The organism is Roseovarius sp., from assembly GCF_027019125.1.
GTDB lineage: Bacteria > Pseudomonadota > Alphaproteobacteria > Rhodobacterales > Rhodobacteraceae > Roseovarius.
In genome coordinates this window covers 578,179-593,464 of the sequence record NZ_JALUXE010000027.1, presented here as the reverse complement: position 1 = coordinate 593,464, position 15,286 = coordinate 578,179, and the positions used below count along the sequence as shown (strand labels likewise).

12 protein-coding genes are annotated in these 15,286 nt (G+C 65.3%); 8 read left to right on the top strand and 4 right to left on the bottom strand.

What is annotated here, in order from left to right:
- The first annotated feature begins 124 nt into the window (after positions 1-124).
- A complete protein-coding gene (locus MVC20_RS11130) occupies positions 125-538 on the top strand; it encodes a DUF1178 family protein (RefSeq protein ID WP_297541456.1) in 414 nt (137 codons plus the stop codon).
- Between the two features lie 15 nt (positions 539-553).
- A complete protein-coding gene (locus tag MVC20_RS11125) occupies positions 554-1,201 on the top strand; it encodes an SDR family oxidoreductase (protein ID WP_297541297.1) in 648 nt (215 codons plus the stop codon).
- A 3-nt stretch (positions 1,202-1,204) separates the two neighbouring features.
- Here MVC20_RS11125 and MVC20_RS11120 read toward each other — a convergent pair whose 3' ends face one another.
- Complete coding sequence (locus tag MVC20_RS11120; protein ID WP_297541295.1) at positions 1,205-1,618, bottom strand: VOC family protein; 414 nt, start codon at positions 1,616-1,618, stop codon at positions 1,205-1,207.
- An 83-nt stretch (positions 1,619-1,701) separates the two neighbouring features.
- Here MVC20_RS11120 and MVC20_RS11115 point away from each other — a divergent pair, with 83 nt between their 5' ends.
- The 3 genes from MVC20_RS11115 (at position 1,702) to MVC20_RS11105 (ending at position 7,373) form a co-directional block, all read left to right on the top strand.
- Positions 1,702-2,982: an O-acetylhomoserine aminocarboxypropyltransferase/cysteine synthase family protein gene (locus MVC20_RS11115; protein ID WP_297541293.1), complete on the top strand. Its 1,281-nt coding sequence runs from the start codon at positions 1,702-1,704 to the stop codon at positions 2,980-2,982.
- A 116-nt stretch (positions 2,983-3,098) separates the two neighbouring features.
- On the top strand, positions 3,099-5,441 hold the full coding sequence (locus MVC20_RS11110; RefSeq protein ID WP_297541291.1) for a hypothetical protein: 2,343 nt from the start codon (positions 3,099-3,101) through the stop codon (positions 5,439-5,441).
- 33 nt (positions 5,442-5,474) lie between these two features.
- Entirely contained in the window at positions 5,475-7,373 is a 1,899-nt protein-coding gene (locus tag MVC20_RS11105; protein WP_297541289.1) for a cation:proton antiporter, read from the top strand.
- A 12-nt stretch (positions 7,374-7,385) separates the two neighbouring features.
- Here MVC20_RS11105 and MVC20_RS11100 read toward each other — a convergent pair whose 3' ends face one another.
- Together MVC20_RS11100 and MVC20_RS11095 are read right to left on the bottom strand one after the other, a co-directional pair.
- Positions 7,386-8,474, bottom strand: coding sequence for a DUF2235 domain-containing protein (locus tag MVC20_RS11100; RefSeq protein WP_297541287.1), 1,089 nt, complete (start codon positions 8,472-8,474; stop codon positions 7,386-7,388).
- Positions 8,475-8,593: 119 nt separating this feature from the next.
- A complete protein-coding gene (locus tag MVC20_RS11095) occupies positions 8,594-9,724 on the bottom strand; it encodes a type III PLP-dependent enzyme (RefSeq protein ID WP_297541285.1) in 1,131 nt (376 codons plus the stop codon).
- 115 nt (positions 9,725-9,839) lie between these two features.
- On the opposite strand from MVC20_RS11095, the gene MVC20_RS11090 reads away from it, so the two are divergent.
- Together MVC20_RS11090 and MVC20_RS11085 are read left to right on the top strand one after the other, a co-directional pair.
- Positions 9,840-10,274, top strand: coding sequence for an Lrp/AsnC family transcriptional regulator (locus MVC20_RS11090; RefSeq protein WP_297541283.1), 435 nt, complete (start codon positions 9,840-9,842; stop codon positions 10,272-10,274).
- A 42-nt stretch (positions 10,275-10,316) separates the two neighbouring features.
- Complete coding sequence (locus MVC20_RS11085; RefSeq protein WP_297541281.1) at positions 10,317-10,946, top strand: HD domain-containing protein; 630 nt, start codon at positions 10,317-10,319, stop codon at positions 10,944-10,946.
- Here MVC20_RS11085 and MVC20_RS11080 read toward each other — a convergent pair.
- On the bottom strand, positions 10,943-11,917 hold the full coding sequence (locus MVC20_RS11080) for a zinc transporter ZntB (protein WP_297541279.1): 975 nt from the start codon (positions 11,915-11,917) through the stop codon (positions 10,943-10,945). The genes MVC20_RS11085 and MVC20_RS11080 overlap by 4 nt on opposite strands.
- Positions 11,918-12,073: 156 nt before the next feature.
- Between MVC20_RS11080 and MVC20_RS11075 the strand changes: the two genes are divergently transcribed.
- Positions 12,074-15,193, top strand: coding sequence for a valine--tRNA ligase (locus tag MVC20_RS11075; protein ID WP_297541455.1), 3,120 nt, complete (start codon positions 12,074-12,076; stop codon positions 15,191-15,193).
- The last annotated feature ends 93 nt before the right edge of the window (positions 15,194-15,286 follow it).

Here is a 15,286-nt window from a genome sequence, read left to right as displayed (position 1 = left end):
GTTGGGTATTAATCTCGGTCACGCGAAGCCCCGGGCGCAGGCGCTCAGGCTGAAAGATCAAAAGCATAGCTTGAAATTCCCGCCGGTCGGCGTAACTATCGGCGGCGATGTGATGGACCCGGAAATGATCAAGTTCACTCTCAAATGCGCCGACGATCATGCGTTCGACAGTTGGTTCCAATCCTCTGCCGCCTTTGACAAGTTGCACGCTGCGGGCATGGTGACCTGCGCCGTGTGCGGGAGTTCGGACGTGGACAAGGCGCTGATGGCCCCCAGCCTGCGCAGCGCCTCCGATGAGATGCCGGCCCCCGCCCCCACCCCCGCCGAACAGGCGCTGGCGCTGCTCAAGCGGCAGATCGAGGAAAACTCGGAATATGTCGGCCTCAACTTCGCCCGCGAAGCGCGCGAGATGCATGATGGCCTGGCCCCCGAGCGCGCCATTTATGGCGAGGCGAGACCCGAAGAGGCGCGCAAGCTGATCGAGGATGGCGTGCCGGTGGCCCCCCTGCCCTTTGTCCCGCGCCGCAAATCCAACTGACCGAAAGGTATTCCCATGCATATCCTGATCACCGGTGCCAATCGTGGCATCGGCCGCGCTCTGGCCGATCACTACCGCAACGCGGGCCATGACGTGACCGCCACGGCGCGCACACCGTCCGGGGACGAGGTGGCGCTGGATGTGACCGATCCCGCGTCTTGTGCGGCGCTGGCCGCAGGGCTGGGCGAGCGGGCGGTGGACCTCTTGATCTGCAACGCCGGTGTGTATCTCGACAAGGGGCAGTCGCTGGACGGGGGCTATCCGGCGCAGATGTGGGCCGAGACCTTTGCCACCAACGTGACGGGGGTATTCCTGACCGTGCAGGCGCTTCTGCCGCATCTGCGGGCGGGCACAAGCGCGAAAATCGCGATCATTTCCAGCCAGATGGCCAGCCACACCCGCGCGCCGGGCGGCAGCTATATCTATCGCGCCTCGAAAGCCGCGGCGCTCAACCTCGGGCGCAATCTGGCCAGTGATCTCGCGGGCGACGGCATCGCCGTGGGCATCTATCACCCCGGCTGGGTGCGCACCGAAATGGGCGGCAACAGCGCCGAGATCTCGGTTGAGGAGGCCGCCACCGGCCTTGTGGCGCGGTTCGCGGCGCTGGATTCGGCGTCAACGGGATGCTTTCAGACCTGGGATGGGCGCGACCACCCCTATTGAGCCTCAGGCGGCAAAGACCGCATTCATATCGGCAAAGCCCTTGACCTCGACGGGGTTGCCCGAGGGGTCGCGAAAGAACATGGTCCATTGTTCGCCCGGCTGCCCCTCGAAGCGCACGGAGGGGGGGATGACGAAATCGACCCCCGCCGCCGTCAGCCGGTCAGCCACGCCGCGCCAGATGTCGAGCGGCAGCACCACGCCGAAATGCGGCATCGGCACCATGTGATCGCCGACCTTGCCGGTAGCATGCGTCGCGAAAGGTGCGCCCAAATGCAGGCTGAGCTGATGGCCGAAGAAGTCGAAATCGACCCAGGTCTCGGTCGAGCGCCCTTCGATCCCGCCCAAAAGCGCGCCATAAAACGCCCGCGCCTCATCCAGATCGGTCACATTGATTGCAAGATGAAAGGGATGTGCCATAGTCTGTCTCCTCATGCCCGTTGCATGGCACCTAGCGATGCCGTAACCGGGTTTGCAAGGCTTTTGATATGGGAGGATTGGCCATGGACTATGGGTTTGACACGTTGCAGGTTCACGCGGGCGCGCGGCCTGATCCGGCCACTGGTGCGCGGCAGGTGCCGATTTACCAGACCACGGCGTATGTGTTTCGCGATGCCGATCACGCCGCCGCGCTCTTCAACCTGCAAGAGGTGGGGTATATCTATTCGCGCCTGACCAATCCGACCGTTGCCGCGCTGCAAGAGCGGGTGGCGACGTTGGAGGGGGGCGCGGGCGCGGTGTGCTGTTCCTCGGGCCATGCGGCGCAGATCATGGCGCTCTTTCCGCTGATGGGTCCGGGGCTGAATGTGGTGGTCTCGACGCGGCTCTATGGCGGGTCGATCACGCAATTCAGCCAGACGATCAAGCGCTTTGGGTGGTCGGCCAAATTCGTCGATTTCGACGATCTGGACGCCATTGCCGCCGCCATTGACGACAACACCCGCGCGGTATTCTGCGAATCCATCGCCAATCCGGGCGGCTATATCACCGATCTGGATGCGGTGGCGGCGGTGGCCGACAAGGCGGGACTGCCGCTCATTGTCGATAACACCTCGGCCACGCCCTATCTGTGCCGCCCGATCGAACATGGCGCGACCTTGGTGGTGCATTCGATGACCAAGTTCCTGACCGGCAATGGCACGGTAACGGGCGGTGTGGTGGTCGATTCGGGGCGCTTCGACTGGTCGGCCTCCGACAAGTTCCCCTCGCTCTCGGCCCCCGAGCCTGCCTATCACGGGCTGAAGTTCCACGAGACCTTTGGCCCCTTGGCCTTCACCTTTCACGGCATTGCCATCGGGCTGCGCGATCTGGGCATGACGCTCAATCCGCAGGCGGCGCATTACACGCTGATGGGGATCGAGACGCTGTCGCTGCGCATGGCGCGGCATGTCGAGAACGCGGAAAAGGTGGCGGCCTGGCTGGAGGCGCATCCGGCGGTCGAGGGCGTGACCTATGCGGGGCTCGAATCCTCGCCCTGGCATGACCGGGTGGCGCGGATTTGCCCCAAGGGCGCGGGCGGGCTTTTTACCGTCGCGCTCAAGGGGGGCTATGACGCCTGCATGAAGCTGGTGGATAACCTCAACCTCTTCAGCCATGTGGCCAATCTGGGCGATACAAGGTCGCTCATCATTCACTCGGCCTCGACCACCCACCGGCAGCTGACGCCCGAGCAACAGACCGCCGCCGGGGCCGCGCCCAATGTGGTGCGGATTTCCATCGGGATCGAGGATGCCAAGGACCTCATCGCAGACCTCGAGCAGGCGCTGGCCAAGGCGAGCGCCTGACCGGCAGGGCGCCGGGGCGCGACCGGATGGTTGGCCTCGGCGCGAAGCTGCTGTAGGATGGCGGGACCACGAACAAGGACTCCCGTCGAAGCCGGACGAGTGTTAAAGCGTTCCCCATGAAACCGAATTTCGCCCTGTCCCTTTCTTTCGAAGGCATCGCCCTTTTGCACCGCACGGGCAGCGCGGGCTGGCATCTCGTGGGCGATGTGGAGCTGGATGCGGCGGATCTGGCGGGCGAACTGGCGGCGCTCCGGGCCAAGGCGGCGCGGCTTGATCCCTCGGGATTGACGACCAAGCTGATCATCCCCGACGCGCAGATCAAATACATGGACCTGCCCGCGTCGAGTGCGCCGGACAGGGATTATGACAGGGCTGCCGCCGAGGCGCTGGAAGGGGCCACGCCCTATCACATCGACGATCTGGTCTATGACTGGAGCGTGGACGGGGGCCGTCTCTATATCGCCGCCGTGGCAAGCGAGACCCTGGACGAGGCCGAGGCCTTTGCGGCGGAACACAAGTTCAACCCGGTCAGTTTCGTGGCGCGGCCCCAATCGGATCGTTTCGCAGGCGAGCCGTTCTTTGGTGCGGCGGCGCAGGCGCAGGGCGTGGACCGCGACACGGAGCCGGTGCGCATTCTGGGCAGCGCGCGCCTGCCCGATGTTGCGCCCCCGGTCGAGAGCGCGGTGCCCGCGACGCCGGATGCAGAGCCTGCGGTGGTACAGCCAAAGGCGTCAGAGCCGGCCCCGGCGCCGGATGTGCCGACCGCGCCAGCGGTGAAGGCAGAGCCGGACCTGCCCGCGCTGTCGTTTTCCAGCGTCCGGGCCGAACGGGACGCGCCGGTTGCGGGGGCACCCAAACTGGAGGGGGCCGCGCGGATCACGCCGCTGCCGGGTAGCGCCACAGCCCCCACGTTGCCGCGACCGGGGTCGGCCACGCTCTTGACCGGGGGGGCCGATCCGGCGCTGACCGATCTGGCCGCAGCCAGCCTTGCCCCCGAACCGGCGCAGGGGTCTGGTCTGGCCGGGCTGATTGCGCGCCGGGACAAGGCCGCACCGCCTGAACGGGGGGCGGCCAAGCCTGCCGATGAGGCCACCCGTATGACGGTGTTTGGCGCGCGCGGCCAGCCGACGACCCGGGGCAAGCCCCGGTTTCTCGGGTTGATCATGACGGCGCTTTTGCTGCTCTTTCTGGTGGGGGTGGCGGCGTGGTCCACGTTCTTTGGCGGCGGCGATCAATCGGCCGGTTCGGGCGAGGATGCGCCCGCGATTGCGTTGACACCCCCGATCGAACCGGAGCCGGAGCCGGAGATCGCGGCTGAGGTTGCGCCGGAGCTTGCGCCATCCGGGGCCGAGCCTGTCGCGCCCGCGCCGGAAGCTGTGGCCGAAACGCCGCCGCAACCTGAAGAGTTGACACCGGATCAATTGAACGCGCGCTATGCGGCCACCGGCATCTGGCCCTTTGCGCCGGACCCGCCAGCGCAGACCGACACCATTGATCTTGATGAGTTTTATCAAACCTCGCTTGACGAAGCGTTGAATTTCCAGGATGCCGTGGCCCTGCCCCCCGAGCCTGACAGAGCCCTCGACCGTCGCCCCGAGACCCCCGCGCCCCCCGCACCACCGGGAACGCAGTTCACCCGTGATGCGCGCGGCCTGGTGCAGGCCACGCCCGAGGGCGCGTTGACGCCTGACGGGGTGTTGGTGCGCTCTGGTCCGCCGCCGGTGCGCCCGCCGGAGAGCAGGTTTGCGGCCCCGGCCGCCCCGGAACCGGCCGCAAACGCCGAACCCGATGCCGCGGATGCGCGGTTGCGCGGGATCCGGCCCCGCACGCGGCCCGAAAACCTGATCGAGCAGCAAGAGCGCGGCGCGCTATCGGGGCTTACACGCTCTGAGCTTGCGGCGCTGCGCCCGCGTCTGCGCCCGCAAGCGGTGATCGAGGCGGCAGCCGCCGCTGCCGCACCACCGCCCGCCCCCGAGGTCCAGCCTGCCGAGGTCAGTTCTGCCTCGTTGGCGGCGGCATTGATCGAGGCCAATCGCGGGTCCGTCGCCGCAGGCCTGCCCCAGGCGGTGGGCACCTCGATCAAGCCCAAGCTGCGGCCGCAGGATATGGAGCAGGCCGCACGCGCACCGCAAACGGATCGGGCGACGCCGGGCGACGATGAAGAGCCTGAAATACAGACCGCTGCCGCAGCACGCACGGCGCCCAATATTCCCACCACCGCCTCGGTCGCGCGGTCGGCGACCGAGACCAACGCCATCAATCTGCGCAACGTCAACCTGATCGGCGTCTATGGCAGCCCGCAGAGCCGCCGCGCGTTGGTGCGCCTGTCGAATGGCCGCTATCACAAGGTGCAGGTGGGCGACCGGCTGGATGGCGGGCAGGTGTCGGCGATCGGCGACGCAGAGTTGCGCTATATCAAACGCGGGCGCGATGTTGTGCTGCGCATGCCCAAAGGGTAACGCCATGCCCCTGCACCATCCCATGCCCCGCTGATGGACGGGTTCCTGTTTCAGGCCACGGTTTACCTTGCCGCCACCGTGATCGCCGTGCCGATTGCGGCGCGGCTGGGGTTTGGCTCGGTGCTCGGCTATCTGGCGGCGGGTATTTTGATCGGGCCGGTCCTGGGCCTTGTGGGCGGGCACGAGACCGCCGAATTGCAGCATGTCGCCGAATTCGGCGTGGTGATGATGCTGTTTCTCATCGGGCTGGAGCTGGAGCCGCGCGCGCTCTGGGATATGCGGCACCGGCTGTTGGGCTTGGGTGGGTTGCAGATCACCGCCACGACGCTGGCGGTGATGGTGGCGGGGATTTACGTTCTGGGGCTGGGGTGGAGCATCGCCTTGGCCATGGGGCTGATCTTTGCGCTCTCGTCCACGGCTATCGTGCTGCAGACCCTGTCGGAAAAGGGGCTGATGCAGACGGGCGGCGGGCGGTCGGCCTTTTCGGTGCTGCTGACGCAGGATATTGCCGTGATCCCGATGCTGGCGTTTCTGCCGCTCCTGGCGATGCCCAAGACGCCCGAGATGATCCTGGGCGAGCTGTTGTCGCGCGACACGCCCGACGCGGGGCATGGGGCCAGCGGGCCGCATGAGGCGGCACAGAGTTTCATCGCCTCTTTGCCCGGCTGGGGGGCGACGCTGGTCACGATCGCGGCGGTGGCCGCGATCATTCTGACGGGGGTTTACCTGACCCGGCCGATGTTCCGGTTCATCCACGCCGCGCGTCTGCGCGAGATGTACACGGCGATTGCCCTGCTGATCGTGGTCGGGATTTCGTTCCTGATGACGCTGGTGGGGCTCTCGCCCGCCCTGGGCGCGTTTCTGGCCGGGGTGGTTCTGGCCAACAGCGAATTCCGGCACGAGTTGGAAAGCGATCTTGCCCCTTTCAAGGGGCTGCTTCTGGGGCTTTTCTTCATCACCGTGGGGGCGGGGATCAATTTCACCGTGCTGTTTGGTGCGCCGGTGCTGATCGTGGGATTGGCGCTGGCGGTGATCGTGACCAAGGGCACCGTGCTTTATGTGCTGGGGCGGGTGTTTGCGCTGCGCGGGCGCGATCTGTGGCTCTTTACCCTGTCGCTGGCGCAGGCGGGGGAATTCGGCTTTGTGCTGGTGGCGTTTTCGGTGCAGCAGCATGTTCTGCCGGCCGGTCTGAGCGAGGTGATCCTGCTGGTGATCGCGCTGACGATGCTGATCACGCCGCTTCTGTTCATTCTCTACGACGTGCTGTCGCGCAACCTGCGCGACGGGGGCGAGACCCCAGAAGCCGATACGATAGATCAGACCGGACCGGTGATCATCGCGGGTATCGGGCGGTTTGGGCAGGTGGTCAACCGCCTGGTCCGTTCGAGCGGGTTCGAGACCGTGGTGCTGGATCACGACCTCATGGCCATCGAGCGGATGCGGCGGTTTGGCGTGCGGGGCTTCTTTGGCGATCCGACGCGTCCTGACCTCTTGCATGCGGCGGGGCTGGCACGGGCGCGGGTGCTGGTGGCCGCCCTCGATGATCCCGAGGCGACGGTGCGGCTGGTCAGCTTTGCCCGGCGTGAATGCCCGGACCTGCACATCATCGCGCGCGCCTATGACCGCACGCATGTGTTCCGGCTGTATCAGGCGGGGGCCAATGACATCGTGCGCGAGATGTTCGACAGCTCATTGCGCGCGGGGCGCTATGTGCTGGAAAACATGGGGCTGAGCGAGTTCGAGGCGGCAGAGCTGGAAAAGACCTTTTACCACCATGACCGGCAATCGGTGCGGGAACTGGCAGCGCTCTGGGATCCGGCGCGCCCGACGTTGGATAACGAGGCCTATATCACCCGCGCGCGGGAACTGGAGGCGGAATTGCAGACCATGCTTTTGTCGCAGTTGGAAGAGACCGGCACGCCCAGGGACTGAGCGGCGCGGGCGTCAGGTGCCCCCCTGTTCCTTGACCATGCCGGTGAGGCGCGGGCCACTCCAGCGCCGCGGGGCCAATCCCCCCACACTCTCATGCAGGCGTTCGGAGCGGTCGCGCCCGACCACGCGGCGGCTGCGCAGCAACAGTATCTTGCCCCAACCGGCCCATGTGCCCACCGAGGGCGCGTTGACATCCTGTGGAAAGCGCACGCGCCAGCCTGCGGGCAAGGGCAGCGCGCAGCCTTCCATCCGTTCGAGCATCCAGACCAGCGGGATATTGGCGAGCGGGCGCGCGGCGTGGATGCCGCAAAGCTGCCCGCCCACATCCGAGTGACAGCCCCGGAACCAGACCTGTTCGACATGACCGTCGAAGTCGGGCGGGCATTCCCAGAGGACAGGCGTGTAGGCATTGCGCGTCTCATCGAGGGCCAGCGCGTGATAGCCGTGCCGCGTGGTGCGCCCGAGGTGGTGATTGTGAAAGCCATGGGCATCCGCGCGAAAGCGCCAGAGGACGGGGATGCGCAGGCCCAGCGCCTTGACCGTATCCCAGACGCCGATCATCTCGACATGCGTATTCTCATGGCAATTGGCGCGGGCAAAGGCCTGTGCGGCGCGACCAGAGGGCGTGCAGCGATAATGACGAAAGGCCTGATGCACGTTGCGTTCGGTCGCAGACTCGGCGCGCAAGAGACCGATGCGGTCGATCACCCCGGCCAAGGAGCGCACCGCATAGGCGCCGCGCGAATAGCCCAGGAGGAAAATCCGGTCGCCGGGGCGGTAGCGATTGGCGAGATAACCATAGGCGCGGCGGATTTGCCGGTTGATGCCGCGCCCCAGGATGATATCGCCGGTCGCGCGCCAGTCGCGCCATTGAATCCCCGCCTCGTAATAGAGCGAGAGATTGGCCCCCGACACCTCGCGCAGCAATTTGTAGGTTAGGCCCGCGTTTGTCTCGTACCCCGGTGTGAGGCTCGACATCGTGCCATCAAGGATCAGAACGTGGTTGACCGGGCCGCGCCGGTGACCAAAGGCTGGATGCGCCTCATTCTGGCCCGGTCTAAGCCAGTCGAATACGCTCTTGGTCCAACTCCGCCACGACATGACGCACCTGCCTTTGCCCTTCGGCGGCGCGCCTGACCTGTTCCGCGCGCCGACGGATCATGGCCCCAGCTTGCGCAGAAATCCGTTGCGATTCCATGAAATTCGCCGTGAGCGCGGTGTTACAGTTGCGCCACGGTCACAACCTCGCGCAGGCCATAGCCGTTGAAATCGGTGCTGAGGCAGCGGGTATAGGCACCCATGCCGGAAATCAGCAGGTAATCGCCCTCGGCCAGATCCTCGGGCAAGGGCAAGGGATCGGGCAGCCGGTCGATGCTGTCGCAGGTGGGGCCAAAGACCACGCGCGGGCATGGCGCGCCGTGGCGCGGCGTGCCATCGGGGGCCAGAACGGTGATGCGGTCCGGCGCGCCGATGTCGCGAATTTCGGTGAGGCCGCCGTAAACCCCGTCATTGAGGAAAATCGCGCCGCTGTCGCGCAGCGCCTTGACCCGCACCGCAAGGCTGAACGCCTCGGCCACCATGGCGCGGCCCGGTTCGCAGACAAGCGCCGGGGCATCCGCGCCAAAGACGCGGGCGACCTCGGCCCCGATATGGCTGAAGATCGCGCTCAGGTCCGGGGCATTGCCCGTGCGATGCGCGGCAAAACCACCCCCCACGTTGATCCGCGCCAGACGCACGCCCGCCCTGCGCGCCACATCCGCCACGACGCCGATATAGGCCCCCCACGCGGCGGGGTCGGCGCATTGGGTGCCGGGATGAAAGGTCATCGAAGGGGTAAAGCCCCGTTCTGCCACGGCGCGCAGCAGTTCCTCGGCCCGGTCCGCACCGACCCCGAACTTGGCCCCGAAATCATAGGCCGCCCCCCGCACCGGCAGGGCCAGACGCACGGTGATTTCGGCATCGGGGGCAATGCGCCCCGTCAGTTTGTCCAACTCGCGCAGGCAGTCGATGGAATAGGAGGCCACGCCCATCTGCGCCGCGACCTCGATCTCAGGCAGGGAGCGCACGGGGTTGTTGTAATGCAGCACGGCGCGTGGGCAGACGGCGCGCACGGCGCGCATTTCCTCGGGGCTGGCCACGTCAAAGGCGGTGATGCCTGCCGTCACCAGATTGGCCAGCACCTCGGCCCCGGGATTGGCCTTGACCGCATAGGTCACAAGGCCGGGAAACCCGGCCTGAAAGGCGCGCGCCGTGGCCTGAAGCCGGTCTGGCGAGAAATAGAGCAGCGCCGCATCGGGGGTCTGGCGCGTCAGATGCGCGCGCGGATCGGACCAGGGGGCGGCGTTTTTCATCGGGCATACCTCAATCTGCGGCGTGTTTTCTTTGAGTGTGCCGCGAATTCTCGTCGATTCAGGGTGGCGTTTCGTATAGATTGTAGGAAACTTTCGTCATAATGCCGGAGTCGTGATGCAAACCGACGAAACAGATCGCGCGCTGATCGCGCTCTTGCAGGAAAACGCCCGCCTGCCGGTGGCCACATTGGCGCGCCGGTTGGGTCTGGCGCGAACCACGGTGCAAGCGCGGCTTGAGCGGCTGGAAAACACAGGTGTCATCGCAGGTTACAGCGTGCGCTTGAGCCAGAGCGCCCGCCCTGCCCTGCGCGCCACCGCCCTTGTCAGCATAGAGCCGCGGTCGGGCCCGGCGGTGCTGGCGCGGCTGAAATCGCTGCCACAGGTGCGGCGGGTGCATACCACCTCGGGGCGGTTCGATCTGATCGTGACGATCGAGGCCAACACCACCGAGGCGCTGGATGAGACGCTGGACCGGATCGGCGAGGCAAAAGGGGTCAAAGGTTCGGAAAGCCTCATACACCTTTCGACCAAACTTGACCGGGGGGACTAACTACAGCAGGCTGACCGCAATCACACCGGCGGAGTCGCGGACATGGACACGGTCAGTTTCAGGCAGATGAAGGATGGCACCAAGGAGGAATACGAATTCCTCACCGCGCATGAGATTGACCATACCCGACACACCGCCAAACGGCTGCTGAAAGCGCTGGTCGAGCTGGATCAGAGCCTGTCCGGCTATCAGATCACCCGGCTGGGGCACTCTCTTCAGTCGGCCACGCGGGCCTGGCGCGACGGCGCGGATGTCGATTGGGTGGTTGCGGCGCTCTTGCACGACATCGGCGACATCTATGCGCCCTACAATCACGACGAATACGCGGCGACGATCCTCAAGCCCTTCTTGCGCGAACAATGCACCTGGTGTGTGTCCACGCATGGCGATTTCCAGATGCTCTATTACGGCCACCACCTTGAGGGGTTTGACCAGCACAAGCGCGAGCGTCACCGGGGCCACGCCTATTTCGACGATTGCGCCGAGTTCTGCGAACGCTGGGATCAGGCCAGCTTTGATCCCGATCATGATGACCTGCCGCTGGAATTCTTTGCCCCGATGGTCGAAGAGGTGTTTGCACGCAAGCCCTATGATCCGGCGGTGATCCGGGCGGGCGCGCGCGCGCCGCTCACCGATGCCGCCGTGGCAGAGGCACGACAGAACCGGGGCTAACGCCGCCCCAAGAGCCCGATGCGCCAGAACAGTGCCATCAAGCCCAGCCCCAACACCACCAGCCCGACGCAGACCGCCCAGAACGCGCGCGCGTCATCCGCGCCGGGAATGCCGCCCACGTTGATCCCCAAAAGCCCGGTGATCAGCCCCAGCGGCAGGAAAATTGCCGCCACCACGGACAAGAGCAGCATCTGACGGTTCATCGTTTCGGCGCGGGCGTCCATGATCTGATCATGCACCACCTGCGCGCGGTCGCGGAGTGCGTCGAGTTCCTCGGCCAGCCGCGTCACCCGTTCTGTGGCCTCGCGCAAGCGGCTGCGATCATGGCTGCGGATCCACGGCATGTCCTCGATCTCGAAGGTGCTGAGCGCATCGCGTTGCGGTGCCATGTGCCGGCGCAACATGATGGCAATGCGCCGCACGTCGGCCAGTTCGCGCCGGTCCAGCACGCTCAGATTGTCGATCACCTGATCCTCGAGCACATCCAGTCTTTCGTTCAACCCGGCGACCACAGGCTCTGCGCGGTCCGCAAGCCGCAGCGCCAGACGCGCCACCAGTTCCGCCGCCCCGTCCGGTGCCTGATTGTTCGCGATCCCCTCCATGACATCGCTCACCGCCATCAGACGGCGCAGTTGCACGCTGACCACCACCCCTTCGGTCACCCACATGCGCAGGGACACCATATCTTCGACCTCGTCCCCGGGGTTGAGATTGACACCGCGCAGATTGATCAGCACGCCGGACCCATGCACGGTCGCGCGTGGCCGGGTTTCAGGGGCCAGCAGGGCACGCAGCACCAATGGCTCCAGCGTCGTTGCCTCGAGCCAGTCACGCGCGCCGGGTTGGGCGCAATTGACATGCACCCAGGTCAGCGTCTCAGGCGCAGACCAGTCCGCAGGGGCCGTGCCGCTGAGATCAATCTTGCTGGCGTTGCCATCCCGGCGCATCCGCCATTGCCGGACCCCCTCCATCTGCCTATTCTCCCTGCCAATCTGCTGGGAGCAGTCTGCGTCACTTCGCCCCCTGTTGTCACGCAGATGGGCCAAGAAAATCCGTGCTTTGGCTTTTCCTCTGATCCCACATTAGGTAGAGCAGGTGAAAACCCGGTTTTGCAGGATCACGACGTCATGGCGATGGAAAAGACATTCAACGCGGCAGAGGCCGAGACACGGCTCTATCAGGCGTGGGAGGAGGCGGGCGCGTTCCGGGCCGGGGCCAATGCGGCACCGGGTGCCGAGACCTTCAGCATCATGATTCCGCCGCCCAATGTGACCGGCAGCCTGCACATGGGCCATGCGTTCAACAACACGCTTCAGGATATTCTCATTCGCTGGCACCGGATGCGCGGGCATGACACGCTCTGGCAGCCGGGGCAGGATCACGCCGGCATCGCCACGCAGATGGTGGTCGAGCGCAAGCTGGCCGCCGAGGGTGCGCCCTCGCGGCGCGAAATGGGGCGCGAGGATTTTCTCAAGAAGGTCTGGGAGTGGAAAACCCAGTCGGGCGGCACGATCATCAACCAGTTGAAGCGGCTGGGGGCCTCCTGTGACTGGTCGCGCAATGCCTTTACCATGTCGGGCGCGCCGGGGGCGCCTGCGGGGGAAGAGGGCAATTTCCATGACGCGGTGATCAAGGTCTTTGTCGATATGTATCACAAGGGCCTGATCTATCGCGGCAAGCGGCTGGTGAATTGGGACCCGCATTTCGAGACGGCGATTTCAGATCTCGAGGTCGAGAATATCGAGGTCGCGGGCCATATGTGGCATTTCAAATATCCGCTCGCGGGGGGGCAGACCTATGAATATGTCGAGAAGGACGCCGACGGCAACGTGACCCTGCGCGAGACGCGCGATTACATTTCCATCGCCACCACGCGCCCCGAAACCATGCTGGGCGATGGCGCGGTTGCGGTGCATCCGTCGGATGCGCGCTATGCGCCCATCGTGGGGATGCTCTGCGAAATTCCCGTGGGACCCAAGGAACATCGCCGCCTCATTCCGATCATCACCGATGACTATCCCGATCCGAATTTCGGCTCGGGCGCGGTCAAGATCACCGGGGCGCATGATTTCAACGACTATGGCGTGGCCAGCCGCAATGGCATCCCGATGTATCGCCTGATGGACACGCGCGCGCAGATGCGGGCCGATGGTGCGCCCTATGCGGACTGTGCCGCGCGGGCGCAAGAGATTGCGGAAGGGGCGGCATTCACGCCCGAGGAGATTGATACGCTCAACCTCATCCCCGACCACCTGCGCGGGCTGGACCGGTTCGAGGCGCGCAAGCGGGTCGTCGAGGAGATCACGGCCGAAGGGCTGGCGGTGATGGTGGAGGTCCCGGCACAAGCCCGGGACGCCGAGGACAGCGCCGAACCGGCGCCCGAGATGGTCCCCTTTGTCGAGGCGAAGCCGATCATGCAGCCCTTTGGCGACCGCTCGAAGGTGGTGATCGAGCCAATGCTGACCGATCAATGGTTCGTCGATACCGCCAAGATCGTTGGTCCGGCACTCGATGCCGTACGCTCGGGCGAAGTGACGATCCTGCCCGAGAGTGATCGCAAGGTCTATTTCCACTGGCTGGAGAATATCGAGCCCTGGTGCATCTCACGGCAACTGTGGTGGGGGCATCAGATTCCGGTGTGGTATGGGTTCGACCTCAGCGCGCCGGATTTCCACGATGACGAGGGCGATGGCACGCTCGATCTGGTGGAGATGCTGCGCCTCTTGAACGAGGGGCATCTGGGGCCGCTGATGGAATGCGGCGCGGATTTCGCGGGGGTCACGGACGCCTTTCACGAACGTCTGGCCAGTCTGCCGGTGCCGCTCGCCTCGATGCAGGTGGTCGAGGTCGAGAGCCGCGAAGCGGCGCTGCACCGTCTGGCCAGTGCCTTGGCCGATTATACCGCCACGCAGGACCCGACCCATCTGGTCTATCCGGTCTGGCGTGATCCCGACGTGCTCGACACCTGGTTCTCGTCGGGCCTCTGGCCCATCGGCACGCTGGGCTGGCCCGAGACCACGGACGAACTCAAGCGATATTTCCCCACCTCCGTCCTGATCACCGGCTTCGACATCATCTTTTTCTGGGTCGCCCGGATGATGATGATGCAATATGCCGTGGTCGGGCAAAAACCCTTCTCTCATGTCTATGTCCACGCCCTCGTGCGCGACGAGAAGGGCAAGAAGATGTCCAAGTCGCTTGGCAATGTGCTCGATCCGCTTGATTTGATCGACGAGTATGGCACCGATGCCGTGCGCTTCACCCTGACCTCGATGGCGGCCATGGGGCGCGATCTGAAGCTGTCGAAAGAACGCATCGCGGGCTATCGCAACTTCACCACCAAGCTGTGGAATGCCGCGCGCTTTGCCGAGATGAACGGCGCCGTGGGCAGCGCGGGCGCGGTGCCCAGCCCCGCCGCCACGGTCAACAAATGGATCATCGGCGAGACCGCCAAGACGCGGGCCGCTGTCGATGAGGCGCTGGAAAACTTCCGCTTCAACGACGCCGCCAACACGCTCTATGCCTTTGTCTGGGGCACGGTCTGTGACTGGTATGTCGAGTTTTCAAAGCCTCTCTTGCTGGATGGGGATGCCGCGACCAAGGCCGAGACACAGGCGGTGATGGCCTGGGTCATCGACCAATGTCTGATCCTTCTACATCCGATCATGCCCTTCGTCACCGAAGAACTCTGGGGCACCTTGGGCACACGCGCGAAGATGCTGGTGCATGGCGATTGGCCGACCTACGGGGTCGAGTTGATCGACGCCGAGGCCGACCGCGAGATGAACTGGGTCATTGGTCTGATCGAGCAAATCCGCTCGGCGCGGGCGCAGATGCATGTGCCTGCGGGGCTCTATGTGCCGCTCTTGGTGACGGAGTTGAACGAGGCCGGGCGCGGAGCCTGGGCGCGCAACGAGGTGATGATCAAGCGCCTCGCACGGGTCGAGAGCCTGAGCGATGCGGAGAGCTTCCCCAAGGGGTGCGTCACCGTGGCGGTGGAGGGCGGCAGCTTTGGCCTGCCTCTGGCCGATATCATCGACGTGGCCGAGGAAAAGGCCCGGCTGGAAAAGACGCTGGCCAAGCTGGAAAAGGAACTGGGCGGCCTGCGCGGGCGGCTGAAGAATCCCAATTTCGTGGCTTCTGCCCCCGAAGAGGTGGTGGAAGAAGCGCGCGAGAACCTTGCCCTGCGCGAGGAAGAAGAGGGCAAGTTGCGCGCGGCGCTGGCGCGATTGGCGGAACTGGGCTGAGCCCTCCTTGGGCGGACGCGACACGGGACCGCAGCCTCAAGGCGGCGGTCCTGTCACGGCGCGGCGCCTGTTGCGCGCGAAGGAGCGCGCTGC

Coding starts and splice junctions, on each gene's coding strand:
- MVC20_RS11130 (WP_297541456.1), top strand. CDS start 125: ATGATCAAGTTCACTCTCAAATGCGCCGACGATCATGCGTTCGACAGT.
- MVC20_RS11125 (WP_297541297.1), top strand. CDS start 554: ATGCATATCCTGATCACCGGTGCCAATCGTGGCATCGGCCGCGCTCTG.
- MVC20_RS11120 (WP_297541295.1), bottom strand. CDS start 1,618: ATGGCACATCCCTTTCATCTTGCAATCAATGTGACCGATCTGGATGAG.
- MVC20_RS11115 (WP_297541293.1), top strand. CDS start 1,702: ATGGACTATGGGTTTGACACGTTGCAGGTTCACGCGGGCGCGCGGCCT.
- MVC20_RS11110 (WP_297541291.1), top strand. CDS start 3,099: ATGAAACCGAATTTCGCCCTGTCCCTTTCTTTCGAAGGCATCGCCCTT.
- MVC20_RS11105 (WP_297541289.1), top strand. CDS start 5,475: ATGGACGGGTTCCTGTTTCAGGCCACGGTTTACCTTGCCGCCACCGTG.
- MVC20_RS11100 (WP_297541287.1), bottom strand. CDS start 8,474: ATGTCGTGGCGGAGTTGGACCAAGAGCGTATTCGACTGGCTTAGACCG.
- MVC20_RS11095 (WP_297541285.1), bottom strand. CDS start 9,724: ATGAAAAACGCCGCCCCCTGGTCCGATCCGCGCGCGCATCTGACGCGC.
- MVC20_RS11090 (WP_297541283.1), top strand. CDS start 9,840: ATGCAAACCGACGAAACAGATCGCGCGCTGATCGCGCTCTTGCAGGAA.
- MVC20_RS11085 (WP_297541281.1), top strand. CDS start 10,317: ATGGACACGGTCAGTTTCAGGCAGATGAAGGATGGCACCAAGGAGGAA.
- MVC20_RS11080 (WP_297541279.1), bottom strand. CDS start 11,917: ATGGAGGGGGTCCGGCAATGGCGGATGCGCCGGGATGGCAACGCCAGC.
- MVC20_RS11075 (WP_297541455.1), top strand. CDS start 12,074: ATGGCGATGGAAAAGACATTCAACGCGGCAGAGGCCGAGACACGGCTC.